This is a genomic window from Pedococcus sp. P5_B7 (assembly GCF_054049895.1).
Window position 1 is genome coordinate 167,450 of record NZ_JBFULM010000006.1, and the last position, 25,992, is coordinate 193,441.

General features: G+C 71.6%; 27 protein-coding genes. 4 read left to right on the plus strand and 23 right to left on the minus strand.

Annotated features, from left to right (window positions below):
- The first annotated feature begins 41 nt into the window (after positions 1-41).
- On the plus strand, positions 42-365 hold the full coding sequence (locus ACXJKD_RS14640) for a DUF3099 domain-containing protein (RefSeq protein WP_457255346.1): 324 nt from the start codon (positions 42-44) through the stop codon (positions 363-365).
- Positions 365-574 (plus strand): hypothetical protein, encoded by a 210-nt coding sequence (locus ACXJKD_RS14645; protein ID WP_457255347.1) that lies wholly within the window; start codon positions 365-367, stop codon positions 572-574. The genes ACXJKD_RS14640 and ACXJKD_RS14645 overlap by 1 nt, the downstream gene beginning before the upstream one ends.
- Positions 575-604: 30 nt before the next feature.
- Here the strand turns inward: ACXJKD_RS14645 and moaA are convergent, their stop codons facing one another.
- Positions 605-1,651 carry a GTP 3',8-cyclase MoaA gene (moaA, locus tag ACXJKD_RS14650; protein ID WP_457255348.1) on the minus strand — a complete coding sequence of 349 codons (1,047 nt, stop codon included), beginning with the start codon at positions 1,649-1,651 and terminating at the stop codon, positions 605-607.
- Between the two features lie 32 nt (positions 1,652-1,683).
- Here moaA and ACXJKD_RS14655 point away from each other — a divergent pair, with 32 nt between their 5' ends.
- Positions 1,684-2,481: an SURF1 family cytochrome oxidase biogenesis protein gene (locus ACXJKD_RS14655; protein WP_457255349.1), complete on the plus strand. Its 798-nt coding sequence runs from the start codon at positions 1,684-1,686 to the stop codon at positions 2,479-2,481.
- 13 nt (positions 2,482-2,494) lie between these two features.
- Here the strand turns inward: ACXJKD_RS14655 and ACXJKD_RS14660 are convergent, their stop codons facing one another.
- The 10 genes from ACXJKD_RS14660 to ACXJKD_RS14705 form a co-directional block, all read right to left on the minus strand.
- Entirely contained in the window at positions 2,495-4,363 is a 1,869-nt protein-coding gene (locus tag ACXJKD_RS14660; RefSeq protein WP_457255604.1) for an ABC transporter ATP-binding protein, read from the minus strand.
- Positions 4,364-4,513: 150 nt separating this feature from the next.
- Positions 4,514-5,302: an enoyl-CoA hydratase/isomerase family protein gene (locus tag ACXJKD_RS14665; RefSeq protein WP_457255350.1), complete on the minus strand. Its 789-nt coding sequence runs from the start codon at positions 5,300-5,302 to the stop codon at positions 4,514-4,516.
- Positions 5,299-6,003, minus strand: a complete 705-nt coding sequence (locus tag ACXJKD_RS14670) for a sirohydrochlorin chelatase (RefSeq protein ID WP_457255351.1) — start codon at positions 6,001-6,003, stop codon at positions 5,299-5,301. The genes ACXJKD_RS14665 and ACXJKD_RS14670 overlap by 4 nt, the downstream gene beginning before the upstream one ends.
- The gene (cobA, locus tag ACXJKD_RS14675) at positions 6,000-7,292 is read right to left on the minus strand and encodes a uroporphyrinogen-III C-methyltransferase (protein ID WP_457255352.1); all 1,293 of its coding nucleotides are present in this window, start codon (positions 7,290-7,292) and stop codon (positions 6,000-6,002) included. Before cobA ends, ACXJKD_RS14670 begins: the two co-directional genes overlap by 4 nt.
- Positions 7,292-8,650, minus strand: coding sequence for a sulfate adenylyltransferase subunit 1 (locus tag ACXJKD_RS14680; RefSeq protein ID WP_457255353.1), 1,359 nt, complete (start codon positions 8,648-8,650; stop codon positions 7,292-7,294). The genes cobA and ACXJKD_RS14680 overlap by 1 nt, the downstream gene beginning before the upstream one ends.
- Entirely contained in the window at positions 8,650-9,576 is a 927-nt protein-coding gene (gene cysD / locus ACXJKD_RS14685) for a sulfate adenylyltransferase subunit CysD (RefSeq protein ID WP_457255354.1), read from the minus strand. Before cysD ends, ACXJKD_RS14680 begins: the two co-directional genes overlap by 1 nt.
- Positions 9,573-10,325, minus strand: a complete 753-nt coding sequence (locus ACXJKD_RS14690) for a phosphoadenylyl-sulfate reductase (RefSeq protein ID WP_457255355.1) — start codon at positions 10,323-10,325, stop codon at positions 9,573-9,575. Before ACXJKD_RS14690 ends, cysD begins: the two co-directional genes overlap by 4 nt.
- Positions 10,322-10,528, minus strand: a complete 207-nt coding sequence (locus ACXJKD_RS14695; RefSeq protein WP_457255356.1) for a hypothetical protein — start codon at positions 10,526-10,528, stop codon at positions 10,322-10,324. Before ACXJKD_RS14695 ends, ACXJKD_RS14690 begins: the two co-directional genes overlap by 4 nt.
- Complete coding sequence (locus tag ACXJKD_RS14700) at positions 10,525-12,201, minus strand: nitrite/sulfite reductase (RefSeq protein ID WP_457255357.1); 1,677 nt, start codon at positions 12,199-12,201, stop codon at positions 10,525-10,527. Before ACXJKD_RS14700 ends, ACXJKD_RS14695 begins: the two co-directional genes overlap by 4 nt.
- 122 nt (positions 12,202-12,323) lie before the next feature.
- Entirely contained in the window at positions 12,324-13,925 is a 1,602-nt protein-coding gene (locus ACXJKD_RS14705) for an ABC-F family ATP-binding cassette domain-containing protein (RefSeq protein WP_457255358.1), read from the minus strand.
- Between the two features lie 153 nt (positions 13,926-14,078).
- On the opposite strand from ACXJKD_RS14705, the gene ypfJ reads away from it, so the two are divergent.
- Positions 14,079-15,005 carry a KPN_02809 family neutral zinc metallopeptidase gene (gene ypfJ / locus ACXJKD_RS14710; protein ID WP_457255359.1) on the plus strand — a complete coding sequence of 309 codons (927 nt, stop codon included), beginning with the start codon at positions 14,079-14,081 and terminating at the stop codon, positions 15,003-15,005.
- Positions 15,006-15,044: 39 nt separating this feature from the next.
- Here the strand turns inward: ypfJ and ACXJKD_RS14715 are convergent, their stop codons facing one another.
- From ACXJKD_RS14715 to ACXJKD_RS14770, 12 genes are all read right to left on the minus strand, one after another.
- Positions 15,045-15,410, minus strand: a complete 366-nt coding sequence (locus tag ACXJKD_RS14715; protein ID WP_457255360.1) for a hypothetical protein — start codon at positions 15,408-15,410, stop codon at positions 15,045-15,047.
- Positions 15,411-15,429: 19 nt separating this feature from the next.
- Positions 15,430-15,945: an acVLRF1 family peptidyl-tRNA hydrolase gene (locus ACXJKD_RS14720; RefSeq protein ID WP_457255361.1), complete on the minus strand. Its 516-nt coding sequence runs from the start codon at positions 15,943-15,945 to the stop codon at positions 15,430-15,432.
- A gap of 29 nt (positions 15,946-15,974) precedes the next feature.
- Positions 15,975-16,304, minus strand: a complete 330-nt coding sequence (locus tag ACXJKD_RS14725) for a metal-sulfur cluster assembly factor (protein ID WP_345504884.1) — start codon at positions 16,302-16,304, stop codon at positions 15,975-15,977.
- Positions 16,301-16,774: a Fe-S cluster assembly sulfur transfer protein SufU gene (gene sufU, locus ACXJKD_RS14730; protein ID WP_457255362.1), complete on the minus strand. Its 474-nt coding sequence runs from the start codon at positions 16,772-16,774 to the stop codon at positions 16,301-16,303. The genes ACXJKD_RS14725 and sufU overlap by 4 nt, the downstream gene beginning before the upstream one ends.
- Positions 16,774-18,072, minus strand: coding sequence for a SufS family cysteine desulfurase (locus ACXJKD_RS14735; protein WP_457255363.1), 1,299 nt, complete (start codon positions 18,070-18,072; stop codon positions 16,774-16,776). Before ACXJKD_RS14735 ends, sufU begins: the two co-directional genes overlap by 1 nt.
- A gap of 29 nt (positions 18,073-18,101) precedes the next feature.
- Entirely contained in the window at positions 18,102-18,860 is a 759-nt protein-coding gene (sufC, locus tag ACXJKD_RS14740; RefSeq protein WP_457255364.1) for a Fe-S cluster assembly ATPase SufC, read from the minus strand.
- 32 nt (positions 18,861-18,892) lie between these two features.
- A complete protein-coding gene (locus tag ACXJKD_RS14745) occupies positions 18,893-19,249 on the minus strand; it encodes a non-heme iron oxygenase ferredoxin subunit (protein ID WP_457255365.1) in 357 nt (118 codons plus the stop codon).
- Entirely contained in the window at positions 19,246-20,445 is a 1,200-nt protein-coding gene (gene sufD, locus ACXJKD_RS14750; protein ID WP_457255366.1) for a Fe-S cluster assembly protein SufD, read from the minus strand. Before sufD ends, ACXJKD_RS14745 begins: the two co-directional genes overlap by 4 nt.
- On the minus strand, positions 20,442-21,863 hold the full coding sequence (sufB, locus tag ACXJKD_RS14755; RefSeq protein ID WP_457255367.1) for a Fe-S cluster assembly protein SufB: 1,422 nt from the start codon (positions 21,861-21,863) through the stop codon (positions 20,442-20,444). Before sufB ends, sufD begins: the two co-directional genes overlap by 4 nt.
- A complete protein-coding gene (locus tag ACXJKD_RS14760) occupies positions 21,860-22,651 on the minus strand; it encodes a helix-turn-helix transcriptional regulator (protein ID WP_457255368.1) in 792 nt (263 codons plus the stop codon). Before ACXJKD_RS14760 ends, sufB begins: the two co-directional genes overlap by 4 nt.
- A gap of 75 nt (positions 22,652-22,726) precedes the next feature.
- Complete coding sequence (locus tag ACXJKD_RS14765; protein ID WP_457255369.1) at positions 22,727-25,750, minus strand: helix-turn-helix transcriptional regulator; 3,024 nt, start codon at positions 25,748-25,750, stop codon at positions 22,727-22,729.
- Positions 25,751-25,762: 12 nt separating this feature from the next.
- Positions 25,763-25,957: a hypothetical protein gene (locus ACXJKD_RS14770; RefSeq protein ID WP_457255370.1), complete on the minus strand. Its 195-nt coding sequence runs from the start codon at positions 25,955-25,957 to the stop codon at positions 25,763-25,765.
- Positions 25,958-25,992: the final 35 nt, after the last annotated feature.

Here is a 25,992-nt window from a genome sequence, read left to right on the forward strand (position 1 = left end):
CCCATGGGTACACCGCATCCGAGGACGCCTATCGTGGACATGTGCCCCGCCTCCACCGCCACCACCACCACGACGAGCCCGTCGTGCAGTCGGTGACGTCGGTGCCGGAGTCACTGGCCGATGAGCAGGCCGGCCGGATCCGCCGCTACCTGGTGACCATGGGCATCCGCACGGTGTGCTTCGTCCTCGCTGCCGTGACCGCCACCAAGGGCGCCCCCTGGTGGCTCTGGGGCAGCTTCGCCGTGGCAGCCATCGTGCTCCCCTACGTCGCCGTGGTGCTGGCCAACGCCGTGCGCCCTCGGCCGCCGGGGTCGTCCGCGCCGGTCACCCCACGGGGCGATGGTCCCGACCAGATCGGTCACTGATGGAGTCCTTGGTCTGCAGCGCGAAGGCGTGCCGCAACACCGCCGCCTGGGCCCACCTGTGGAACAACCCGAAGCTGCACACGCCCGAGCGCCGGAAGGTCTGGCTGGCCTGCGACGACCACCGCACCTCGCTCGGCGAGTTCCTGTCGATTCGTGGTTTCCTCGTCGAGACGGTGGCAGCGGACGCGATCCCCGAGACCGCCGGCTGACCGGGCGGCTGACCCGGCGACAGCGGTCGGTCAGCCGCCGATGGCCGACATCGGCCGGTCGGGCTGGACGAAGTCGGCCGTCCCGATGCCGTGGCCGGGGAGCTTGCGCCACATCTCGCCCTGGATGAGCGCGCCGAGCTCCTCGTCGCTGGCTCCCTCGCGCAGCGGTCCGAGCAGGTCGGTCTCCTTCTGCGAGAACAGGCAGTTGCGCACCTGGCCGTCTGCGGTGAGCCGGGTGCGGTCGCAGGCCGCGCAGAACGGCGCACTGACGCTCGCGATGATGCCGACCGTGACCGGCCCGCCGTTGACGAGGAACCGCTCGGCCGGCGCACTCCCCCGGTCGGCGGCAGGCAGCGGCGTCAGCTCGAAGCGCTCGGTCAGGCGCTCGCGGATCTCGTCGGCACTGATCATCGTCGAGGCGTCCCAGCCGTGTTGGGCGTCGAGCGGCATCTGCTCGATGAACCGCAGCTCGTAGTCGCGGTCGAGGCACCACTGCAGCAGGTCGGCCACCGAGTGGTCGTTGATCCCCCGCATCGCGACGGCGTTGACCTTCACCGGAGTCAGCCCCGCCGCGGCCGCGGCCTTGAGCCCCAGCTCGACGTCGTGGAGCCGGTCGCGACGGGTGAGGTCGGCGAACTCCTGCGGGTCGATCGTGTCGAGGCTGACGTTGACCCGGTCGAGTCCGGCGTCGGCCAGCGGCTGGGCCAGCCGGTCGAGCCCGATGCCGTTGGTGGTCATGGCGATCCGCGGGCGTGGCTCGAGGGCGGCGACGCGTCGTACGACGTCGACCAGCGACCTGCGCAGCAGGGGCTCGCCACCGGTGAGCCGGATCTGCTGGACACCCAGCCCGACGAAGACCCCGATGACCCTCACGAGCTCGTCGTCGGTGAGCATCTCGGGCTTGGCCAGCCACGGGAGTCCTTCGGCGGGCATGCAGTAGCGGCAGCGCAGGTTGCACCGGTCGGTCACGGAGACGCGCAGGTCGCGCGCCACCCGGCCGAGCTGGTCGGGCAGGCCCACGGTCCCCGCCGGGGCGCGCGAGTCACCGCGCACACTGGGGAAGGGAAGGCCGGTCATGCCCCCTAGCCTAAGCCGGGTACCGTGAAGCAGTGGTCAAGGTGCTCACATCGCGTCGGTGGCTGGGTGCCTTTGGGGTCGCCCTGGCCTTCGCGGTGGCCGCGTACTTCCTCGGCCAGTGGCAGTGGCACCGCTACGAGGCCAAGGCGGCGCGGGCCGACCGGATCCACAGCCACTACGACGCGAAGCCGCAGCCGGTCGCTGACGTGCTCGGGGCAGCCCCCCTGCCGTTGTCCCGCGAGTGGACCCGCATCACCATGCAGGGCCGGTATGCCGCGGACGCCACCCTCCTGGTCCGGAACCGTCCGTTCGACGGCACCTACGGCTACGAGGTGCTCGTGCCTTTCCGGGACACCTCCGGGGACACCGTGCTCGTGGACCGCGGCTGGGTCCAGAACGCCCAGACCGCCGAGACCCTGCCCGATGTGGTCCCGGCACCGACCGGGGACCTGACCGTGACCGGATGGCTGCGTCGCTCCGAGCCGTCGCTGGGCAAGTCACTCCCCCGCGGCCAGCTGGCCAGCATCAACCTCGCGGAGGCCAGCAGCCAGGTCGGCAGCCCGCTGCTCGGTGCCTACGTCATCCTCGAGGTCGAGCGTCTCCCGGACGGGACCGCTCCCCCGCGACCGACCGCCCTGGAGGCACCCGACACCGACCTCGGACCGCACCAGGCCTACGCCTTCCAGTGGTGGCTGGGGATGGTGGCCGGGTTCGTCCTGGTCTGGTTCGGGGCGCGACGGGAGTACCGGGAGGGCCTCGAGCAGATCGCTCCCGAGGGCACCCCCAGACCGGTCAGAAAGGTGCGGATCTGGGACGAGGAGGACGCCTGAGCCGCTCGTCGCGTCAGGCCGGGACGTCAGTCGTGCGGCTCTCCTGGTCGGCGAACTGCGTCGTGTAGAGGTCGTTGTACAGGCCGCCGCGCTCGAGCAGCTCGCGATGCGTGCCGCGCTCGACGATCCGCCCCTGGTCGACGACGAGGATCTGGTCGGCGCCACGCACGGTCGAGAGCCGGTGGGCGATCACGATCGCCGTCCGCCCTTCGAGGGCGGTGTCGAGGGCACGCTGCACCGCGGCCTCGGACTCGCTGTCGAGGTGGGCAGTGGCCTCGTCGAGGACGACCAGGCCGGGTCCCTTGAGCAGGAGCCGCGCGAGGGCCAGTCGCTGCTTCTCGCCGCCGGACAGCCGGTGTCCACGGTCTCCGACGACGGTGTCGAGCCCCTCGGGCAGCGAACCCACCAGTGACCAGACCTGTGCGGCCTTGAGTGCGTCGACGAGCTCGTCGTCGGTGGCCCCGGGAGCGGCATAGCGCAGGTTGGCGCGGATGGTGTCGTGGAACAGGTGGGCTTCCTGGGTGACCATCCCGACGGTGCGGGTCACGGACTCCAGCGTGGCCTCGCGCAGGTCGACCCCGTTGAGCCGCACCGAACCCGTCGACGGGTCGTAGAGGCGCGCCAGCAGCGACGTGATGGTCGTCTTGCCGGCTCCGCTCGGGCCGACCAGCGCCACCAGCTGACCCGGCTCGGCGACGAACCCGATGTCCCTGAGCACGACTCCCCCGCCCTTGCGGTCGCCGGTCGCGACGCTCTCGAGGGAGGCCAGCGACACCTCGTCGGCCGAGGGGTAGCGGAACGCGACGCCGGACAGCTCGACCCGCACCGGCGCGGCGGGGATCGGTCGGGCGTCGACGCGCTCGGTGACCAGGGGCTGGAGGTCGAGCACCTCGAAGACCCGCTCGAACGAGACGAGGGCGGTCATCACGTCGACGCGCACGTTGGACAGCGAGGTGAGCGGGCCGTAGAGCCGTGCCAGCAGCGCCGTGAGGGCGAGCAACGTGCCGACGGTGAGCGAACCGCTCACCGCCATCAGGCCGCCGAAGCCGTAGACCATGGCGGTCGCCAGCGACGCGACGAGGGTGAGGGCGACGAAGAAGATGCTGCGGTTGAGCGCGATCCGGACACCCATGTCGCGGACTCCGGCCGCCTGCTCGGCGTACTCGCGGTCCTCGCGGTGGGGCTCGCCGAAGAGCTTGACGAGGAGCGCGCCAGCCACGTTGAACCGCTCGGTCATGCGTGAGCCGAGGTCGGCGTTGAGGCCCATCTGGGCATGGGTCAACCCCGCCAGGCGTCGTCCCATGAGCCGCGCCGGGAGCAGGAAGAAGGGCACCAGCGCCAGCGACGCGAGCGTCAGCTGCCACGACAGGGTCGCCATGGTGACGATGATCAGGACCAGGGAGACGACGTTGCTCACGACGCTGGACAGCACCGAGGTGAACGCCTGCTGCGCCCCGATGACGTCGCTGTTGAGCCGGCTGACCAGCGCGCCGGTCTGGGCGCGCGTGAAGAAGGCGATCGGCTGACGCAGCACGTGGGAGAAGACCTCGGTGCGCAGGGAGTAGATCAGGCCCTCACCGATCCGGCTCGAGAACCAGCGCTCGACGAGCGTGAGGGCCCCGCTCACGACCGCCAGGGCTGCCACGACCAGGGCGAGCTCGATGACGACGCCGCGGTCGCGCGGGGTGATCCCCCTGTCGATCAGCTCCTTGAGCAGCAGCGGGGTGGCCACGACCAGCGCCGAGTCGATGACGACCAGCACGAGGAACAGCCCGATCTCACGACGGAACGGCTGGGCGTAGGACGCCACCCGACGGGCGGTGCCGGGCGCGAGCTTGCGGTCCTTGACCGAGTCGTCGCGCGTCAGCGACCGCATGGCCATCCAGCCAGCGTGGCTCACGGGGCTTCACTCCTGTGCATCGTGCGTCTCCTGCTCACGGCCGTGGAACGCCACCCGGGCGACGGCTCATTCCCCATCATGGGGCCGGGCACCGACATTGCGCCGAGCGCGCAACGGCGAGGTCGGTGCTGGTCAGCGGGCCAGCTGACCGGCGATGCCGTGCAGCAGCCGGCCCTGCGCCTCGCGCTCGAGCCGCAGCTGGGCCTCCCCCTCCGCCCCCACCGCGCCGCGCAGCAGTGGCTTGAGCTCGCGCAGCGCCGCCGCCGGTGCGGCGAGCAGGGCCGCGACGAGGTCGTCCGTGGTCTCCCGAAGCGCGTCCGCAGGCACCGCGACGTTGGCCAGGCCGATGGCGACGGCCTCGGACGCTCCCACGAACCGCCCCGTGGCGCAGATCTCGAGGGCCCGGGCCACCCCGACGAGGGAGACCAGCGGACCGGTGCCGCCCAGGTCGGGCACGAGCCCGAGCGAGGTCTCGCGCATCGCGAACTGGACGTCGTCGGCCACCACGCGCAGGTCAGCGGCGAGGGCGAGCTGGAAGCCGGCGCCGATCGCGTGGCCCTGCACTGCGGCCACGACCACGGCCGGCACCTCGGCCCAGGCGGAGAAGCCGCCCTGGAAGGACTTGATGGTGTCTGCGGCTCCCTCGGCGCTCTCGACGGCCATCGCGATCATGTCGGTCTCACCGGGCACCCCGCCGGGTGCGAGCATCGCCCGGTCGAGGCCGGCCGAGAACGACGGTCCCTCGCCGCGCAGGACGACGACCCGGACGTCGGGGTCGAGACTCGTGGCGAGCTCCGCGAGGGCCAGCCACAGGCTCGGGGTCTGGGCGTTGCGGCGGTCCGGGTGGTCGAGACTGACGGTGAGGACGGCCCCGTCACGCGCGACGGACAGGTGCGGGTGGGGCTGGGCTGCGTCGGTCACACCGGCAGGCTATCCGCCCGCTCGAGGACGAGGTGGGCGGCCGCCGACGTGCGGGCCAGGGCACCGGGCACCATCGACACACCGGCCCGGCCGCACTGCTGGGCCATCCGGTCGCGCAGGACCCCCTCGGCCACCGTGAACGACACGGCCACCGTGCGCTCGACCTCGTCGGGCAGCCGCCGCAGGACCTGGTCGAGGGTCGACCCGCCGTCGAGGGCAGCCACTCCCCACGGACCCCAGCCCGCGCGCGGGTGCTCGGCGATGGTGTGGCCCACGGTGGCGACGGCTTCGCTGTCGCTCGACCCCGCGGCATACAGGACAACGGCGGTGGTGGGGTCGGGGGCGATGCCCTCGGCGGCCAGCAGCTCCTCGACGGCCTCCAGCAGCAGCTCGTGGGGACCGAGCGGGGCGGCAAGCGAGACCGAGGAGCCGGAGGCGGCCGCGAGCTCGTTGACAGCGGCCGGGACGTCGACCTTCGCGTGGTAGGCGGGCGTGACCAGCACCGGGACGACGACCACGTGCTCACCGAGGTCGGCGCCCGCCTCGGTCGCGTTGGGACCGTGGTGGTCGAGGTATGCCGTGTGGACGGTCCGGTGCGGAGCCAGCTCGCGCACGTGGGTGGCCAGGGTCTCGACACCCTGCGCGTGCCGGGGGTCCGGCGAGCCGTGGGCGAGCAGCACGATGTCGGTGTCGGTGGTCACGCCGTGACGTTACTCCCCGCGAGGTCGCCGAGGTGCTCTCGGAGGGCCACAACCTGACCGACGACGACGACGGCCGGGGCCCGCACGCCGGCCGCCTCGGCATCGGCCGCCGCGGTGGCCAGCGTGGTGGTCGTCGTGCGCTGCTCGGGCGTCCAGCCGCGCTCCACGAGGGCCACCGGCGTGTCGGAGGGGCGCCCGGCGGCGATGAGTGCCGCAGCGGTCTCCGCGAGTCGGGTGACGCCCATCAGGAGGACGAGCGTCGCGTCGGGAGCCGCGTCGGCGGCTGCCGCGAGCACGTGGTCGGCGCCCTCGTGCGCGGACGCGACGACGAAGGACGCCGCCACGCCGCGGTGGGTCACCGGGATGCCTGCTGCCGCAGGGACCGAGACGGCCGACGTCACCCCGGGCACGACCTCGACGGGCACGCCGTGAGCGAGGCAGTGCATGGCCTCCTCGCCACCCCGGCCGAGGACGAACGGGTCGCCGCCCTTGAGCCGCACCACCCGCTTGCCGAGCCGGGCGTGGTGCACCAGCAGCTCGTTGATGCGCTCCTGGGTGACCGGGTGGTTGCCGGGGGTCTTGCCGACGTCGACGACCTCGACCTCGGAGGCGAGCGTCCGGAGCAGCCCGCGCGGGCCCAGCCGGTCGGTGACGACGACGTCCGCAGCGGCCAGCAGGGCTCGTCCGCGCACCGTGATGAGGTCCTCGGCTCCGGGGCCACCGCCCACGAGCGCCACGCGACCCACGCTGACGGGTGCGCCGTCCGCATCGGCCGACTCCGCGCGCCGGACCCGGCGGACCGGCAGGGTGCCGCTCTCGAGGGCCGCGAGCACCGCGTCGCGGACAGCCGTGGCCCGTCGTGGGTCGGCACCAGCGCTCACGGCAACGGTCAGCCCCTCGCTGGCCGTGCCTGCGGTCCCCCGCGCGACCGCAGGGGTCCACGCAGTCGAGGCAGTGGCGTCGTCGGCGCGGACGCACCAGATGCGTGCGGCCTCGGCCTCACGCGCGACCTGGGCGTCGACCTGCGGCTCTCCGGTGGCCGTGTGGACCAGCCACGCAGCCGTGGGGTCGAGCAGGTCGCCGGCCACGTAGTCGCGCTCCTGCCAGCCGAGCCGGCCAGCGGAGACGAGGGCGGCGAGGTCCTCGCAGACGAAGGGGGCGATGACGTCGACCAGGGCCCCGGCCTCGACCAGGGCCGAGGCCTTCCGGGCTGCGACCGGCCCTCCCCCGACCACGACGACCCTGCGACCGGTGAGGTCGAGGGTCAGGGGGTAGGACGGCGAGCCCATCAGATGCCCTCACCGATGCTGCGGTCCGGGGCGTCCGCCATGCCTGCGGCCAGGGTGGAGCCGTCTGCGTCGTCGATGAGCAGGAAGGCGCCGGTCCGGCGCAGCGTGCGGTAGTCGTCGATCGCGATGTCGTCCGCGAGGCGGATGCGCACGCGGCCGATCGCATTGAGCGCCAAGCCATCCGGGGCAGTCCGCTGCTCCATGGTCGCGATGTCGAGCTGGTCCACGACGTCGTCGACGAGGGCTCGGACGGTGCGCGTGCCGACCCTGAGCAGCACCCGGTCACGCTGGCGCAGCGGACGCTCCGACAGCACTGCGACGGTGCCGGACAGGTTGCGGGTCGTCAGGCTCGGCTCGTCTGCGGCGGCGAGCAGGTCGCCCCGCGACACGTCGAGGTCGTCGGTCAGGCGGAGCACCACCGACTGCGGCGCGAAGGCCACGTCGAGCGACTCCAGCGAACCGTCGGCTCGAGCGCGGTCGATGCCGGCGACGGTGGTGCGGGCACCACCGGGCAGGACCGTGACCTCGTCGCCGGGGCGCACCACCCCGGAGGCCAGCCGACCGGCATACCCGCGGTAGTCACGGTGCTCGGCGCTCTGCGGACGGATGACGTACTGCACCGGCATGCGCAGGGGCTGGGCCGACGGGTCCGTGCCGACGGGCACGGACTCGAGGTGCTCGAGCAGGGTGGGTCCGGTGTACCAGCCGGCCCGGTCGGTGCGGTCCACGACGTTGTCGCCGAAGAGGGCCGAGACGGGCACGGCCACGACGTCCTCTATGCCGAACCGCGTTGCGTGGCGGGCGAACTCGGCCACGATCTCGTCGAACCGCTCCTGCGACCAGTCGACCAGGTCCATCTTGTTGACGGCCACCGCGACGTGACGCACCCCGAGCAGCCCGGTGACCGCCAGGTGGCGGCGGGTCTGCTCGACGACCCCGTGGCGGGCATCGATGAGGATCAGGGCGAGCTCGGCGGTGGAGGCGCCCGTGACCATGTTGCGGGTGTACTGCACGTGTCCCGGCGTGTCGGCCAGCACGTAGGAACGCGTCGCCGTCGAGAAGTAGCGGTAGGCGACGTCGATGGTGATGCCCTGCTCGCGCTCGGCCCGGAGGCCGTCGGTCAGCAGGGCGAGGTCGGCGGCGTCCAGACCCCGCTCCCGGCTGACCCGCTCGACCGCGTCGAGCTGATCGGCGAGGACCGACTTCGTGTCGTAGAGCAGCCGGCCCACGAGCGTCGACTTGCCGTCGTCGACCGAGCCGGCGGTGGCCAGCCTGAGCAGGTCGTGACGGTGCGCGGGTGCCAGGTCGTCAGCGGTGGCGAGGGTCACGGCAGCATCCGCCTCACGGGTCGCAGTCATCAGAAGTACCCCTGCTTCTTCCGGTCCTCCATGGCAGCCTCGGACATCCGGTCGTCAGCCCGGGTCGCGCCCCGCTCGGTGAGGCGGGACGCCGCGAGCTCGAGGATCACCCCGGCCACGTCGGCCGCGGCGGAGTCGACGGCGCCGGTGCAGCTCATGTCGCCAACGGTGCGGTAGCGGACCGTCCGGCTCTCGACCCGCTCGGAGCCCTGTGGACCGCCCCAGTCACCGGGCGATAGCCACATGCCGTCACGGGCGAACACCTCGCGCTCGTGGGCGTAGTAGAGGTCGGGCAGGGCGATCCCCTCCCGCTCGATGTAGCGCCAGACGTCGAGCTCCGTCCAGTTGGAGAGCGGGAAGACGCGGACGTGCTCTCCCGGTGCGTGCTTGCCGTTGTAGAGGTCCCAGAGCTCGGGTCGCTGTCGACGCGGGTCCCAGGCCCCGAACGAGTCGCGGAGGCTGAAGACGCGCTCCTTGGCGCGGGCCTTCTCCTCGTCGCGGCGGCCGCCGCCGAAGACGGCGTCGAACTTGCCGGCCTCGATGGCGTCGAGCAGCGGGACGGTCTGCAGCGGGTTGCGGGTGCCGTCAGGTCGCTCGCGCAGCCGGCCGTCGTCGATGTAGTCCTGCACGTGGGCGACGACGAGCCGCACCCCCAGCCGCTCCACCGTCGCATCGCGGTAGTCGAGCACCTCCGGGAAGTTGTGGCCGGTGTCGACGTGCAGGAGCGCGAACGGCAGCGGCCCGGGCGCGAACGCCTTGAGCGCCAGGTGCACCATGACGACCGAGTCCTTGCCTCCCGAGAACAGGATGACCGGTCGCTCGAACTCCCCGGCCACCTCCCGGAAGATGTGGATCGCCTCAGACTCCAGGTGGTCGAGGTGGTCGAGGGTGAAGTGGTCGGGCAACGCCCGCGCGGCAGTCGTCATGTGTGCAGCCCGCATTCGGTCTTGTCCTGACCGGCCCAGCGGCCGGCCCTGGCGTCCTCGCCCTCGGCGACGGGGCGGGTGCAGGGGGCGCAGCCGATCGAGGCGTAGCCCTCCTGGCGCAACGGGTTGAGGAAGACCCCGTGCTCCGCGACGTAGCGGTCGACGTCGTCGTCGGACCAGCCCGCGATCGGGTTGAGCTTGACCATCTCGCGCTTCTCGTCCCAGCCGACGACCCCGATGTCGGTGCGGGTCGGGGCGTCGACGCGGCGCATGCCGGTGACCCAGGCCTGGTGCGTGGACAGCGCGCGGTTGAGCGGCTCCACCTTGCGCATCGCGCAGCACGCGTTCGGGTCGCGGTCGTGCAGCTTGGCGCCGTACTTCTCGTCCTGCTGGGGCACGGTCAGCAGCGGGAGGATGGTGCGGATGTTCAGGGGCAGCATGGCCTCGTAGGCGTCCCGGGTGCCGAGCGTCTCGACGAAGTGGTAGCCGGTGTCGAGGAAGAACACGTCGGCTCCGGGGATGGTCGTCCCGACGAGGTGCACCAGCACCTCGTCGCCCATCGACGACGCCACGGTCAGGTGCTCGCCGAACGTCTCGTGCGCCCAGCGCAGCGCTTCCCGCGCCACCTCCACGCGATGCTCGTATGCCGCGGCGTCGCCCTGCGTCTCCAGCGCGCCGAAGCGCTCCTCGCCTGACTGGGCCAGGGCCCTCAGCTCCTCGACGGAACGGGTGTCGGTGGTCGTGCTCACGCTTCCACTCCTCCCCGGAGCTCGGCTTCCTCGCGGAGGCGACCCGGGATGCGGGTCGTGTCGAGCGTGGCCATCTGCACGGTGAAGACGCGGGCGCAGGCGTTGCAGCGCCACCCGCCCTGGGGCTCCTCGACCGGGCGGAGGTCTTCCTCGGCGCAGAACGGGCAGTAGTAGATGATGCTGGCGCGGGGGCTGTCGCTCATCGCAGGTCGTCCTCCTCGGCGCGGTGGGCCCAGTGCGCGAACGACTCGTCGTCCTCGCGCTGCGCGACGAAGCGGCCGGCGAGGCGCTCGACGTAGTCGGGCAGGTCCTCGGCGCGGACCTTGAGCGCGCGGGTCTTGCGGGCGAGCTGGGGCTCGGTGCCGAGCCCACCCCCGAGGTGCACCTGGAAGATCTCGACGAGGTTGCCGTCGTCGTCGGTCTGCACCATGCCCTTGAGGCCCACGTCGGCGACCTGGGTGCGGGCGCACGAGTTGGGGCAGCCGTTGATGTGGATCGAGAACGGGACGTCCCAGTCGGGCAGGCGCCGCTCCATCTCGGCGATGACGGTGTGGGCCCGCGCCTTCGTCTCGACGAGGGCCAGCTTGCAGAACTCGATGCCGGTGCACGCCATGAGACCGCGCCGCCACTCGCTCGGGGCGGCCGGGAGACCGATCTCGTCCAGGGCCGCCGTCAGGGCTGCGACCTGCTTCTGGGGCACGTCGAGCACGAGCAGCTTCTGGTGGGCGGTGAGCCGCACCCGACCCGAGCCGTGCTTGGCAGCCAGCTCGGCGACGGCAGACAGGGTCGTGCCGCTCACGCGGCCGGCGATCGGGGCGACGCCGACCCAGAAGTTGCCGTCCTGCTGGGGGTGCACGCCCACGTGGTCGCGGCGGTGGGCGCTGGGCGCCGGGGGCGCCGGGCCGTCGAGGAGCACGCGCTTGAGGTACTCGTTCTGGAGGACGTCGCGGAACTTCTCGGCTCCCCAGTCGGCCATCAGGAACTTCAGCCGGGCGCGGTTGCGCAACCGGCGGTAGCCGTAGTCGCGGAAGATCGAGACGACGCCCTTCCAGACGTCGGGGATGTCCTCGAGCGGCACCCAGGCGCCCAGGCGCTGCGCGAACATCGGGTTGGTGGAGAGTCCACCGCCGACCCAGACGTCGAACCCCGGGCCGTGCTCGGGGTGCTCGACCCCGACGAACGAGATGTCGTTGACCTCGTGGGCGACGTCGAGGCTGGGGCTGCCGGAGATCGCGGTCTTGAACTTGCGGGGCAGGTTGGAGAACTCCGGGCTGCCGATGTAGCGGTCGAGGATCTGGCGCACCGCCGGCGTGCCGTCGAGCACCTCGTCGGCCGCGATGCCGGCGACCGGCGAGCCGAGGATGACCCGTGGGGTGTCGCCGCAGGCCTCGGCAGTGGTCAGGCCGACTGCCTCGAGGCGCTGCCAGATCTCCGGCACGTCCTCGACCCGGATCCAGTGCAGCTGGATGTTCTGCCGGTCGGTGACGTCAGCGGTGTCGCGCGCGAACTCGCGGCTGATCTCGGCGACCGTGCGCAGCTGGTCGGCGTCGAGCGCCCCGCCGTCGCTGCGGACGCGCAGCATGAAGAACTCCGCGTCGAGCTCGCTGGGGTCGAGGGTCGCCGTCTTGCCGCCGTCGATGCCGGGCTTGCGTTGCGTGTAGAGACCCCACCACCGCATGCGGCCACGCAGGTCCTCACCCGGGATGCTCGCGAAGCCCTTCTTGGCGTAGACCTCCTCGATGCGGGCCCGCACGTTGAGGCCGTCGTCGGCCTGCTTGAACTCCTCGTTGGCGTTCAGTGGCGTGCGATCGCCGTCGGCCCAGGCGCCGGTGGCCTTGCCTGCCTGCCGCTGGGGACGGATCGGGGTCTGCGTCACCCCACCATTCTGCCAGTTTGCTTATGCGATGCATAACCGTCCATTATCCGACCGCAATCCCCACCAATCCGGTGGGTATGCCGCGGGCGGACGCGCGGGGTGCCGCGCGGCCGGACTCGGGCTCAGGCCAGCGAGATGAGGTCGAGGTAGTCCTGGCCCCAGTGGTCCTCGACGCCGTCGGGCAGCAGCAGGATCCGCTCCGGCTCGAGCGCCTCGACCGCGCCCTCGTCGTGCGTCACGAGGACGACGGCGCCCTTGTAGGTGCGCAGCGCGCCGAGGATCTCCTCGCGCGACGCGGGGTCGAGGTTGTTCGTGGGTTCGTCGAGCAGGAGGACGTTGGCGCTGGAGACGACCAGCATGGCCAGGGAGAGCCGGGTCTTCTCGCCACCGGAGAGCACGCTGGCCGGCTTGTCGACGTCGTCACCGCTGAAGAGGAACGACCCCAGCACCTTGCGCACCTCGGTCTCGCCGAACGAGTCCGGCGCGGCCGTCTTCATGTTGGCGAGCACGGTGCGGGTGATGTCCAGGTTCTCGTGCTCCTGGGCGTAGTAGCCGAGCTTGAGTCCGTGCCCGGGCTCGACCTGGCCGGTGTCGGGCTCGTCGGCCCCCGCGAGCATGCGGAGCAGGGTGGTCTTGCCGGCGCCGTTGAGGCCCAGCACGACGACCCTCGAACCCCTGTCGATCGCCAGGTCGACGTCGGTGAAGACCTCCTGGCTGCCGTAGGAGCGCGAGAGTCCCGAGGCACGCAACGGCGTCTTGCCACAGGGTGCGGGGTCGGGGAACCGCAGCTTGGCGACCTTGTCGCTGGTCCGCTCCCCCTCGACTCCCGCGAGCATCCGCTCGGCGCGCTTGATCATGTTCTGGGCGGCCACCGCCTTGGTCGCCTTGGCCCGCATCTTCTCGGCCTGCTCCATCAGCGCGGCGGCCTTCTTCGTCGCGTTGGCGTACTCGCGCTTGCGGGCCCGCTCGTCGGTCTCGCGCTGCTGGAGGTACGGCTTCCAGCCCACGTTGTAGAGGTCGAGCTCCCCGCGGTTGGCATCGAGGTGGAACACCCGGTTGACCACGGCGTCGAGCAGCTCGACGTCGTGGCTGATCACGACCAGCCCGCCCTGGTAGCCCTTGAGGTAGTCGCGCAGCCAGCCGATCGAGTCGGCGTCGAGGTGGTTCGTGGGCTCGTCGAGCAGCAGCGTCGCGGCACCGGAGAACAGGATCCGCGACAGCTCGACGCGTCGGCGCTGGCCACCGGACAGCGTCCCCAGGGGCTGCCCCAGCACCCGCTCCTCGAGCGACAGCGCACTGGCGATGGTCGCCGCCTCGGACTCCGCGGCATACCCGCCCTCGGCGGTGAACTCCGCCTCGAGCCGCGAGTAGCGACGCATCGCCTTGTCGCGGGTCTCGTCGTCGGCGCTCGCCATGGCGCCCTCCGCCTCCCGCATCTGCGTGATGATCCGGTCGAGGCCACGAGCCGACAGGATGCGGTCGCGGGCCAGCACGTGCAGGTCACCGGTGCGGGGGTCCTGGGGCAGGTAGCCGACCTCGCCGGTGGCGGTCACCGAACCCGCGGCAGGCTGACCCTGACCGGCGAGCACCTTGGTGAGCGTCGTCTTGCCGGCGCCGTTGCGGCCCACCAGCCCGACGCGGTCGCCGGCAGCGATCCGGAACGTCGCGCCGTCGAGCAGGAGCCTGGACCCAGCACGCAGCTCGATCCCACTGGCGGCAATCACGACGGAACTCCAGACATCACAGGCGGGGGTGGGGGCGCTCCGACGAGTTGCGGATGCGCCGCTCAGAGGCTGAGATCACTAGTCTAACTTGCACAGTTGCCCGGCCAGGACAACTGCACCGGGGAGCGACGCACCCACGACCGCGGAGGCCAGATGAGCTTCAACGACGACGTCAACATCGGCGGCTCACAAGTCGGGTCCGGCGGCAGCGGCGGCGGCCCCGGTGGCATGGTCGTCGGCGGCGGCATCGGCGGCATCATCCTGCTGATCATCGCGCTCATCTTCGGCATCAACCCCAGCGACCTGCCCACGAACCCCGGTGGCGGCGGGAGCGACCAGGGCCAGGTCCAGCCCGGCGGCACCGAGCAGGACTCCGAGCTGGCCAACTGCAAGACCGGCGCCGACGCCAACAAGAGCGACGCCTGCCGCGTCAAGGCGACCGTCCTGGCCGTCAACACGTTCTGGTCGCAGGAGCTGCCGAAGTACAAGCGCGAGTACACCCCCGCCACGACGATCCTCTACAACGGCTCGACCCAGTCGGCCTGCGGCACGGCGAGCAACCAGGTAGGGCCGTTCTACTGCCCCCTCGACAAGCAGGTCTACATCGACGCGAGCTTCTTCCAGATCCTCAGCGACCAGTTCGGGTCGAGCAGCGGCCCGCTGGCCCAGGAGTACGTCGTGGCGCACGAGTACGGCCACCACGTGCAGGACCTTCTCGGTCTGCTGGACGAGGCGCAGAAGGACCCCAAGGGCGAGCAGAGCGGCGGGGTGCGCATCGAGCTGATGGCCGACTGCCTCGCCGGCGTCTGGGCCAACCACGCCACCGAGACCAAGGGCGAGAGCACGAAGGGTGGCGACGTGGCGTTCCTCAAGCCGCTGACCGACCAGGACATCAAGGACGCCCTGTCTGCGGCCTCCTCGGTGGGTGACGACCGGATCCAGGAGAAGACCCAGGGAAGGGTCAGCCCCGAGTCGTGGACCCACGGCTCGGCCGCCGCCCGCCAGAAGTGGTTCACCACCGGCTACACGTCGGGCGACCTCAACCAGTGCGACACCCTGAGCCCTGACACGGTCGAGTAGTCGACCCTCCGCCCAGGTCGCAGCCCAGGTCGCGGCGGCTCAGTCGCCCTTGGCGCCCGGGTGCGCCTTGTCGAGCTCCTGCAGCAGGCGGTGCGCCGCCAGCTCGACGTCCTTGTGGCGCCACTCCGCGGCCCGGTAGACACACGCGATGAGGCCGCTGCGGTGGACCTTCGTGAAGTCGCCGTAGGCGAAGGCGTGCCGCGCCTTGGTCTCGTCGTTGGCGCCCTCGGTGAGCCCGAGGAACCAGAGCGGGTACTCGTCCCAGCCGTGCTCCTCGAGGAACCCGTTCTCGGTGTCCGCGTCGGGCTGCACCGCGCCCCACTCGCTGTCGAGCACGACGTCGCCGGCCTTGATCAGGTCGCGGCAGTGCCGGACGGCTGCACGGTTGACCTTGTACTTCGCCATGCCGCCATCATGCGACAGGTCAGTCCTCGATGGTCACCCGAACGGCCCGGCCGCGGCGCAGGGCGTCCTCCAGGACACCGCGCCTGGGGTCGGGGAGGTCGTAGAGCTCGCGTCGCGGGAGCGCGTCGAGGTGCGCCAGCCTGGGGTCGTCGAGCACCGCGCGCACCAGCGCCTTGTCTCCCCCGACGACCAGACCACGGGGTATGCCGCGCGGCAGGATCCGCAGCGCGTGCTCGGTGACGGCGCGCACCAGCTCGTCGGCCTGGTTGCCGCGTCGCCGGGCGAAGCGTTGCTGGGACCAGCCGCCGGCGGCGGTCCGGGACTGGACGTGGCGCTTGCCGACCTTGGACTCGCTGAACGCGGGCCCCTGGGCCAGCCCCACGGCATACCCACCGCGACGGATGAGGAGGACCCCGACCGGGTCGTGCGGGAAGTCCTCCCGTCCGGTGACCCGCTGGGGCGACTCGGCTCCCGCGTTGTTGGCGGCGAAGCGCTCGAGCCAGCCGTCGATCCGCTCGGGAGCGACCTCGACCACGCGGGGCCGGGGGTCAGGCGGGGAAGGGCTCAGAGGTTGAACCCGAGGGCGCGCAGCTGCTCGCGGCCGTCGTCGGTGATCTTGTCCGGGCCCCACGGCGGCATCCACACCCAGTTGACGCGGTAGGACGCGACCAGGCCCTCGAGCGCCTGCGCGGTCTGGTCCTCGATCACGTCGGTCAGCGGGCAGGCCGCCGAGGTGAGGGTCATGTCGAGGACGGCGTGCCGCTGGGCGTCGACGGTGATGCCGTAGACGAGCCCGAGGTCGACGACGTTGATGCCGAGCTCGGGGTCGACCACGTCGCGCATGGCCTCTTCGACGTCGGCGACGTTGGGGGTGGCAGTGGTGGTGTCACTCATGACTCGTCCTTGCTGGTCGTCGTGCTGGTGGTGTCGATGCCTGCTTGGTGCAACGCGTCGGTGAAGGCCATCCATCCCAGCAGAGCACACTTCACGCGTGCTGGGTACTTGCTGACGCCGGCGAAGGCCACGCCGTCACCGATGAGCTCCTCGTCACCGACGTCCGCGCCCTTGGAGGTGAGCATGGCGCGCATCGCCTCGTGGGTGGTCATCGCCTCGGCCACGGTGTGCCCGATGACCTCCTCGGCCAGCACGCTGGTGGAGGCCATCGAGATCGAGCAGCCGAGTGCGTCGTAGGAGATGTCGCGGACCACGGCACCGGCACCGGTGCCCTCGACGTGGACGCGCAGGGTGACCTCGTCGCCGCAGGTGGGGTTGACGTGGTGGACCTCGGCGCCGAACGGCTCGCGCAGCCCGGCGTGGTGCGGTCGCTTGGAGTGCTCGAGGATGAGCTCCTGGTAGAGGTCCATCAGCTGGCCACCCCGAAGATCGCGGGCACCCGGTCGAGCGCGTCGAGCATGGTGTCGACCTCGGCCGGCGTGGTGTAGGCGGCGAGGGTGGCCCGCGTCGTGGCGGTGACGCCCATCCGGCGGTGCAGCGGCCACGCGCAGTGGTGGCCCACGCGGACCGCGACGCCCTCGTCGTCGAGCACCTGCCCGACGTCGTGGGCGTGCACCCCCTGCACGTCGAAGGCGACGGCCCCGACCCGGTCGACTGCGACGGCGGGTCCGACGACCCGCACCCACGGGCGCTGCGCCAGGCCGGCCAGCAGGCGCTCGGTGAGGGCGTGCTCGTGGGCGGCGATGCGGTCGAGGCCGAGCTCGTCGAGGTAGTCGATGGCGGCACCGAGACCCACGACCTGAGCCGAGTTGGGCGACCCGGCCTCGAAGCGCTGCGGCGGCGGGGCGTAGGTGGTCGCCTCCATCCGGACCGTCTCGATCATCGAGCCACCGGTGATGAACGGCGGCATGGCGTGCAGCAGCTCGCGACGACCCCACAGCGCGCCGACGCCCGTGGGCCCGAACATCTTGTGGCCGGAGAACGCCGCGAAGTCGACACCGAGGTCGGCCACGTCGAGCCGCAGGTGCGGCGCGGACTGGCAGGCGTCCAGGACGGTGAGCGCCCCGACCGCGCGGGCTGCGGCGGTGAGCTCGCGGACCGGGTTGATGGTGCCGAGCACGTTGGACACGTGGGTGAACGCGAAGACCTTGGTGCGCTCGGTCAGCAGCTCGCCGAGCGCAGGTCCGTGCACGCCCTCGAGGTCGAGCCGGCCCTCGTCGGTGACGCCGATCCAGCGCAGTGTCGCGCCGGTGCGCCGGGCCAGCTCCTGCCACGGCACGAGGTTGGCGTGGTGCTCCATCTCGGTGATGAGGATCTCGTCGCCCTCGTGCAGGTCGAGCCGGGGGTCCTTGGCCTGGCCCGCCACGGAGTTCGAGAACGCGTAGGCCACGAGGTTGAGGGACTCGGTGGCGTTCTTGGTGAACACCACCTCCTCGTCCGCTCCCCCGACGAACCGGGCCACCGTGGCGCGCGCACCCTCGTAGGCGTCCGTGGCCTCCTCGCTGAGCTGGTGGGCTCCGCGGTGCACGGCGCTGTTGACCTGCTCGCTGAAGGCGCGCTCGGCGTCGAGCGCACCGGCATACCGCTGCGACGTCGCCCCGGAGTCGAGGTAGACGAGCGGCTTCCCGTCTCGCACCGTGCGCGACAGGATCGGGAACCCGGCCCGGATCCGGGCCAGCTCCGCGTCGGTGAAGGTCGTTGCGCTCATGACAGCTGCCGGTGGCTCGTGGTCGGCCCTCAGGCCTGGGTGGCGAGGTAGCGGTCGTAGCCCTCGGCCTCGAGGCGGTCGGCCAGCTCGGGGCCGCCCTCCTCGACGATCTTGCCGTCGACGAAGACGTGCACGAAGTCGGGCTTGATGTAGCGCAGGATGCGCGTGTAGTGCGTGATCAGCAGGACGCCGACGTCGGTGCCCTCCTTGGCGCGGTTGACGCCCTCGGAGACGATGCGCAGGGCGTCGACGTCGAGACCGGAGTCGGTCTCGTCGAGGATCGCGACCTTCGGCCTGAGCAGCTCCATCTGGAGGATCTCGTGGCGCTTCTTCTCGCCACCGGAGAAGCCCTCGTTGACGTTGCGCTCGGCGAACGCGGGGTCCATCCGCAGGGCGTCCATCGAGCCCTTGACGTCCTTGACCCAGGTGCGCAGCTTGGGCGCTTGGCCGTCGATCGCGGTCTTGGCGGTGCGCAGGAAGTTGCTCACCGTCACGCCGGGGACCTCGACGGGGTACTGCATCGCGAGGAACAGGCCCGCGCGGGCGCGCTCGTCGACCTTCATGGCCAGCACGTCCTCGCCGTCGAGGGTCACGGTGCCGCCGGTGACGGTGTACTTCGGGTGCCCGGCGATCGAGTAGGCCAGCGTGGACTTGCCCGAGCCGTTGGGGCCCATGATCGCGTGGGTCTCCCCCGACCTCACGGTCAGGTCGACACCGCGCAGGATCTCCTTGGTGCCCTCCTCGACGTCGACGGTCACGGTCAGGCCGCGGATCTCAAGTGTTGCCATGGTGATTCAGTTCCTCATTCTGTTCGAAGACGTCAGGCGTTCATGGGGGTCGTGCCGACGAAGACCTCGTCGTTCTCGACCCGCACCGGGTAGACGTTGATGGGGATGATCGCGGGCGGGCCCGAGGGCTCACCCGTGCGGATGTCGAACCGCGAGCCGTGCAGCCAGCACTCCAGCGTGCAGCCGTCGAGCTCACCCTCGGAGAGGGAGACGTTCGCGTGACTGCAGGTGTCGTCGACCGCGTGGATGGAACCGGTCTCGGTGCGGATGATCGCGACGATGGTGCCGTTGATGTCGGCCGCGGCCGCACCCTTCTCCGGCAGCTCGTCCACGCGGCAGACCCGCACGAAGTCGGCGTCGTCGGTGACCAGCTCGGGGGCGGCGCTCACGCGACGTCCTCGGTGGCGATGCCGGGCACCGCACCGAGCTCGGCGTCGATGACCTCCATCAGGTGCTCGGAGATCTCGGGCACGCCGATCCGCGCGACGATGCTCGCGAAGAAGCCACGGACGACGAGGCGGCGGGCGACGTCCTCGGGGATGCCCCGGGCCTGCAGGTAGAACAGCTGCTCGTCGTCGAAGCGACCGGTGGCCGAGGCGTGTCCGGCCCCGACGATCTCGCCCGTCTCGATCTCCAGGTTCGGGATCGAGTCGGCGCGACCACCCTCGGTGAGGACGAGGTTGCGGTTGAGCTCGTAGGTGTCGGTGCCCTCGGCGCTGGCGCGGATGAGGACGTCACCGACCCAGACGGTGTGGGCGGTGTCGCCCTGGAGGGCGCCCTTGTACTCGACGTTCGAGTGGCAGTGCGGCGCCTCGTGGTCGACGAAGAGACGGTGCTCCTGGTGCTGACCGGCGTCGGCGAAGTAGACGCCGAGGCCTACGAACGAGCCACCAGGGCCCGAGTAGCGCGCGTTGGTGGAGACGCGGACGATCTCGCCGCCCAGCGTGACGGCGATGTGCCGCAGGCGGGCGTCGCGGCCGATCAGCGCGTCGTTCTGGGTGACGTGGAGCGCGTCGTCGTCCCACTCCTGCACGGTGACGAAGGTGAGGTCCGCGCCGTCGCCGACCCGGATCTCGACGTTGGCGCCGCACTCGGCCGAGCCGCGGTGCGTCAGCACGACGGTGGCCTTGCTGTGCTGCCCTGCGTCGACGACCAGGTGGCCGTTGACGCGCGCCAGGTCAGTGGCAGTGATGGTGATGTGCACCGGCTCGGTGAGCTCGGCCTCGGCCGGGATGCTCACCCGGGTCGCCTGCGCCTCGCCGGCGAAGGCAACCACGGACGCGCGGTCGGCCGGCACGAGCACGCCGGCGGACCGGGGGTCGACCTGCGACACCGTCACGCCAGCCGGCGACTGCACGTCGACCGTGACCTTCCCGGTGTCGGTCGGTGCGACCTGGAACAGCGACGCGAGGCGGTCGACGGGGGTGAACCGCCACTCCTCCTCACGGCCTCCGGGGACGGCGAAGTCGTCCACGGCATAGGAGGTCTTGCGCTCGGCTCGCGACTGGTCGGGGACGAACGCGACGGCGGAGTCCTCGTGGGACCCCACCGGCGCATCGGGGTTCTTCTGGGCCAGCAGGCTCAACCTACGGCTCCTTCCATCTGAAGCTCGATCAGGCGGTTCAGCTCGAGGGCGTACTCCATCGGCAGCTCGCGCGCGATGGGCTCGACGAACCCGCGCACGATCATGGCCATGGCCTCCTCCTCGGTCATCCCGCGGGACATGAGGTAGAACATCTGGTCCTCGGACACCTTGGAGACGGTCGCCTCGTGGCCCATCGTCACGTCGTCCTCGCGGATGTCGACGTAGGGATAGGTGTCGGAGCGGCTGATGGTGTCGACCAGCAGCGCGTCGCAGACGACGCTCGACCGGGAGCCGTGGGCGCCCTCGAGGATCTGCACGAGACCCCGGTAGGACGTGCGGCCACCACCACGGGCCACCGACTTGGAGACGATGGTGCTCGAGGTGTTCGGAGCGGCGTGGACCATCTTGGCGCCGGCGTCCTGGTGCTGGCCCTCGCCCGCGAAGGCGATCGACAGCGTCTCGCCCTTGGCGTGCTCGCCGAGGAGGAAGACGGCCGGGTACTTCATGGTGACCTTGGAGCCGATGTTGCCGTCGATCCACTCCATCGTCGCGCCCTCGRCGGCGGTCGCCCGCTTGGTGACGAGGTTGTAGACGTTGTTGGACCAGTTCTGGATGGTCGTGTAGCGCACGCGGGCGTTCTTCTTCACGATGATCTCGACGACCGCGGAGTGCAGCGAGTCGGACTTGTAGATCGGCGCGGTGCAGCCCTCGACGTAGTGCACGTACGAGCCCTCGTCGGCGATGATCAGGGTGCGCTCGAACTGGCCCATGTTCTCGGTGTTGATCCGGAAGTAGGCCTGCAGCGGGATGTCGACGTGGACGCCCGGCGGCACGTAGATGAACGAGCCACCCGACCAGACCGCGGTGTTGAGCGCGGCGAACTTGTTGTCACCGGCCGGGATGACCGATGCGAAGTACTCGCGGAACAGGTCCTCGTGCTCGCGCAGGCCGGTGTCGGTGTCGACGAAGATGACGCCCTTCTCCTCCAGGTCTTCGCGGATCTGGTGGTAGACGACCTCCGACTCGTACTGCGCCGCGACGCCGGAGACGAGGCGCTGCTTCTCGGCCTCCGGGATGCCCAGGCGGTCGTAGGTGTTCTTGATGTCCTCGGGCAGCTCGTCCCAGCTGGTCGCCTGCTTCTCGGTGGACTTCACGAAGTACTTGATGTTCTGGAAGTCGATGCCGGTGAGGTCGCTGCCCCAGTTGGGCATGGGCTTCTTGCCGAACAGCCGCAGTGACTTCAGGCGCAGGTCGAGCATCCACTGGGGCTCGCTCTTGCGCCCTGAGATGTCGCGCACGACGTCCTCGTTGAGGCCACGCTTGGCGGTCGCGCCAGCGGTGTCGCTGTCGGCCCAGCCGTACTCGTAGCGGCCCAGGTCCTTCAGACCCGGGTTCAGCTCCTCGATGTGGGTGCTCATCGCGTGGATGCCCCTTCAGTTGCAGTTGGTGTGACAGCGGTTGGTGTGACAGGTGTGGTGGATGGCTTGCTGGTGGGGATGAACGTGGTGCACACGTGGTCGCCGTGCGCGAGCGTCGCCAGCCGCTGGACGTGCACGCCCAGCAGGCGCGAGAACGCATCAGTCTCAGCGTCACAGATCTCGGGAAATTCCCGGGCCGCGTCCTGCACGGGGCAGTGCCCCTGGCAGAGCTGTATGCCGGTGAAGGGGCTCTGGGAGCCCGGCTCGCCGACCGGTCGGGCCGAGGCGGCGAACCCGTCGCGCGTCAGGGCGGCGACGAGGGCGTCGACCCGGGCGGCCCGGCTGGTGCCCGCGGCGGCGAGCTGCGCGGCATACCGGGTCTCGACCTCGGCGACGCGGCTCTCGGCGAAGCGGCGCACGGCCCCGTCGCCGGCTTCCTGCGCCAGGAAGCGCAGCGCCTCGGTGGCGAGGTGGTCGTAGTCGGACTCGAGCGCGTGGTGGCCCGCGTCGCTGAGCACGAAGGACCGGGCGGGACGTCCGCGTCCGCGGATGCCGGGGGCCGGCTCGCGCGCGGTGATCAGGCCGGCCTCCTCGAGGTTCTCGAGGTGGCGCCGCACGGCGGGTGCGGTGAGGCCCAGGTCGTCGGCCAGCGTGGCCGCGGTGATCGGGCCCCGTTCGCTGATCGCCTGGAGCACCCGGTCGCGGGTGCGCGACTCGAGCACCAGTGGCGCGTCGTGACCCCGAGCATCGGTCGCGCGGGGCGACACGGAGGCGGAGGGGATATTCACAACACCGATGTTACGTAAATGCTGGTGCCCCTGCCTAGCAAGGTCTACCTAACCTCCGGAGCACCGCGCTCGAGGTCAGTCGAGCAGGCCGCGGTCGCGGGCCACCGCCACGGCCTCGCCGCGGCCGGTGACCCCCAGCTTGGCGATGATGTTGGAGACGTGCACGCTCGCGGTCTTCGCGCTGATGAACAGCTGGGTGCCGATCTGGCGGTTGCTGCGCCCCAGGGCGACCAGCGCGAGGATCTCGGCCTCGCGGGCGGTCAGGGACTCACCCTGGCGCGACGCGGCCTTCGTGGTGGCGCGCGCTCCCCCGCCCTGGCGGATCTCGGCCCGGAGGGGGTCGGCCCCCAGGCGCTGGGCGACCTCCAGCGCGGCAGTCAGCTCCTCGGACCCGCGCGGGTCGCCGACGGACTTGAGGAAGGCGCCCAGGCGCGCCCTCGACCGGGCCGTCTCGTAGGGATGTCCGTAGGCCTCGAACGCGTCGACCGCACCCTGCCACGCCTCGACCAGGCGAACAGGGTCGACGTCTGCCCCGCCGAGCCACTGGAGGCGCAGCGCCTCAGCCCCGGCGCGCGCGAGCCAGGCCGTCGACTCGGGCCCGTCGTTGCCCGGTCGCGCGGTGGCGCGGTCCCACACCTGGGTGGCGGACTCGGCGAGCTCGGTTCCCCTGGCCAGCAGGGCCGGCCGCTCGGAGCTGGGCACCCGCTGGATGTGGCTGCCGAGCTGTCCGAGCAGCAGGGCGTCGAGCCGCAGCTGGCCCTGGAACAACGGGTACCAGACCCGGGTCAGCACCTCGACGACCTCGTCGTGCACGGCGACGGCCTGGGCGAGGTCGTCGGCATGCCCGTGCAGGTCGATGGCGGCGCTGCCGGCCAGCAGGGGGACGAGTCCTTCGCTCTCCCACCAGGGGCGGGAGACCTCGTAGCCCGAGACGGCGGAGTAGTCGCCCTGGGCCGCCGCGACGTACATCCGGGCACCGAGCAGCAGCGAGCGGGCCGGCTCGGGCGGGACCTCGTGGGACACGTCGAGGATGTCGAGCGCCTCCGGCCAGCGACCCCGCTCGTAGGCGGCGATGCCGGCCAGCAGGCGACCGTCGAACGCGTAGGGAGCCCAGGGACGTCCTGCTCCCCTGGCCCGCTCGACCCCGCGTCGGTAGACGTCGACGGCCTCGTCGAGCCGTCCGGCCCGGTGGTGCAGCCACCCGAGGTGGTGGTAGGCCCGGACCTCGGCCGGGTCACCCGGCGCCCTGGACTCGGCGATGATCCGCTCGAGGGTGCGACGGGAGGTCTCGGGGTCGCCGGCGCGCTCGAGGATCCGGGCCTCGACGACGCGCACCTCGTCGGCGACGTCACGCAGCCCCGCAGCCTGGGCCGCTGTCACCGACTCCTCCACTCCCGCGAGGGCCTCGCCGTCGCGACCACGGTCGGCCAGCGCCTGGACCTTGGCGGCGAGCAGCCGGGCCCTGGTCTGCGGGTGGTCGAGGTCTGCGGCGTCGAGCAGCCCGAGCCCTTCCTTGGTGGCCGCGAGGGTGTCGAGGGTGCTCTCGGTGATGCGGGCGGTGGTGGCCAGCGCAGCCAGCAGCTCGGCGCGACCGGCCGGGTCGGCACCGGTCGCGCGGCGAGCGAGGCGGTCCTCGAGCAGCTCGAGCGCCTTGAGCGTCTGGCCCACCGCGGTGGCTGCCGTGGCGGCCCGCAGGGTGACGCCGTCGACATCGGAGTCGGTCTCGGACATCATCGCCAGGGCGTTCTTGAAGTGGCGGAAGGCCTCCTCGGGGCCGGCCATCCGCATCGCGGACTCGCCCGCCTGGACGCTGGCCTCCCGGGCCTGCTCCCGCAGGCCGGCCGCCGTGGCGTGCCTCGCCAGCTCGGCCCAGGTGCCGAGCGTGCGGTCGTCAGCCAACGCCGCGGCATACCGCTCGTGGGCCCTGACCCGCTCGCCCGGCAGGAGGTCGTCGTAGACCGTCTCGCCGAGCAGCGCGTGCCGGAAGGCGTAGCCACCCCTGTCGGTGGGGACGAGGACATGGTGCTCGACGGCGTCGCGCAGGCCGGCGTCGAGCTCGGCCTCGCCGAGCCCAGCCACCGCGGCCAGCAACCGGTGCGAGACGTGGCGACCCGCGGCGGAGGCGACGCGGACGACGTGCTGGCCGGCGGTGTCGAGCTGGTCGAAGCGCACGAGGAGCAGCCGCGAGAGGTCCTCGGCCAGCCCGGAGCCGCCCAGCGCGGTGGCGGCGACGAGCTCCTCGGCGAAGAAGGCGTTGCCCTCGGCCCGTGCGACCACCTCCCTCACCTGGGCCTCGGGCAGGGGCTGGGACTGGAGGCCGCGCACCAGCTCGCGCACGGCTCGGTCGGGCAGCGGCGCGAGGTCGAGGCGCTCGACGTCACCGAGCCGGGCCCAGTGGGCCAGCGTGGTGCGGAGCGGGTGGCGCCGGTGCAGGTCGTCGCTGCGGTAGGAGGCGACGATGCTGACGCGGCGCGCGAAGCCGCGGGTGAAGAGCAGGGTGAGCAGGTCACGGGAGGACTGGTCGGCCCAGTGCACGTCCTCGACGACGAGCAGGAGTGGTGCGTCGCTGGCCAGGTCGTCGAGCGCCGCGTGGACCGCCTCGACGAGGTCGCCGCGGTCGACCACCTCGTCGGCGGGGTCGTCGGGGTTGGGCTCGTGGCGGCGCGACGGGACCAACCGGCTGAGCCCCGGGTGGGCTGACACGACCCGGTCGAGCAGGTCGGGCGAGGTGCTCTCGAGCCGACCGAGGACCTCGATGAAGGGGAGGTAGGGCAGCGCCTGACCGGCTTCGCCCAGGCAGTGCCCGATCAGGACCGACCACCCGGCGTCGCGGGCCCGGCCGGTGACCTCGGCGAGGATGCGGGTCTTGCCGATGCCGGCGTCTCCGGAGAGCAGCACGAGGCCGGTGCCGTCGGGCTCGGTGCTCGCGAGGCCCAGCAGACGGGCGAGCTGGGCTGCCTCGTCGTCACGCCCGACGAACAACCCGGCTGCCGAACGCTCGAAACCCACGGCACCGATTATGTCGGAGTGGTCCGACACGGTGTCGTGGGTCTCGCGATGCCGGGCGGTCGTCAACGGCACGTCGAGCGCGGTCGCCATCGGGCGGCCGGGTCAGGCGACGCGAGCCGCGTGCTGACGGGCGGTGTGCCGTCCGTGCCCGTGCGGGTGGCGCACCCGCTGGATCGCGGCGCGGATCGCGCGACCGTGGTGCCTCGGCGACGAGGCGTGGGCCAGTCCGGCCGAGAGGTTCTCGGTGCGCCACTGGACCTCGGCGGCGACGAACAGCGGGTCTGCGGTGATGCTCATGGTGTGCTCCTTCGTGGTGGTGGTGACTCGGTGTC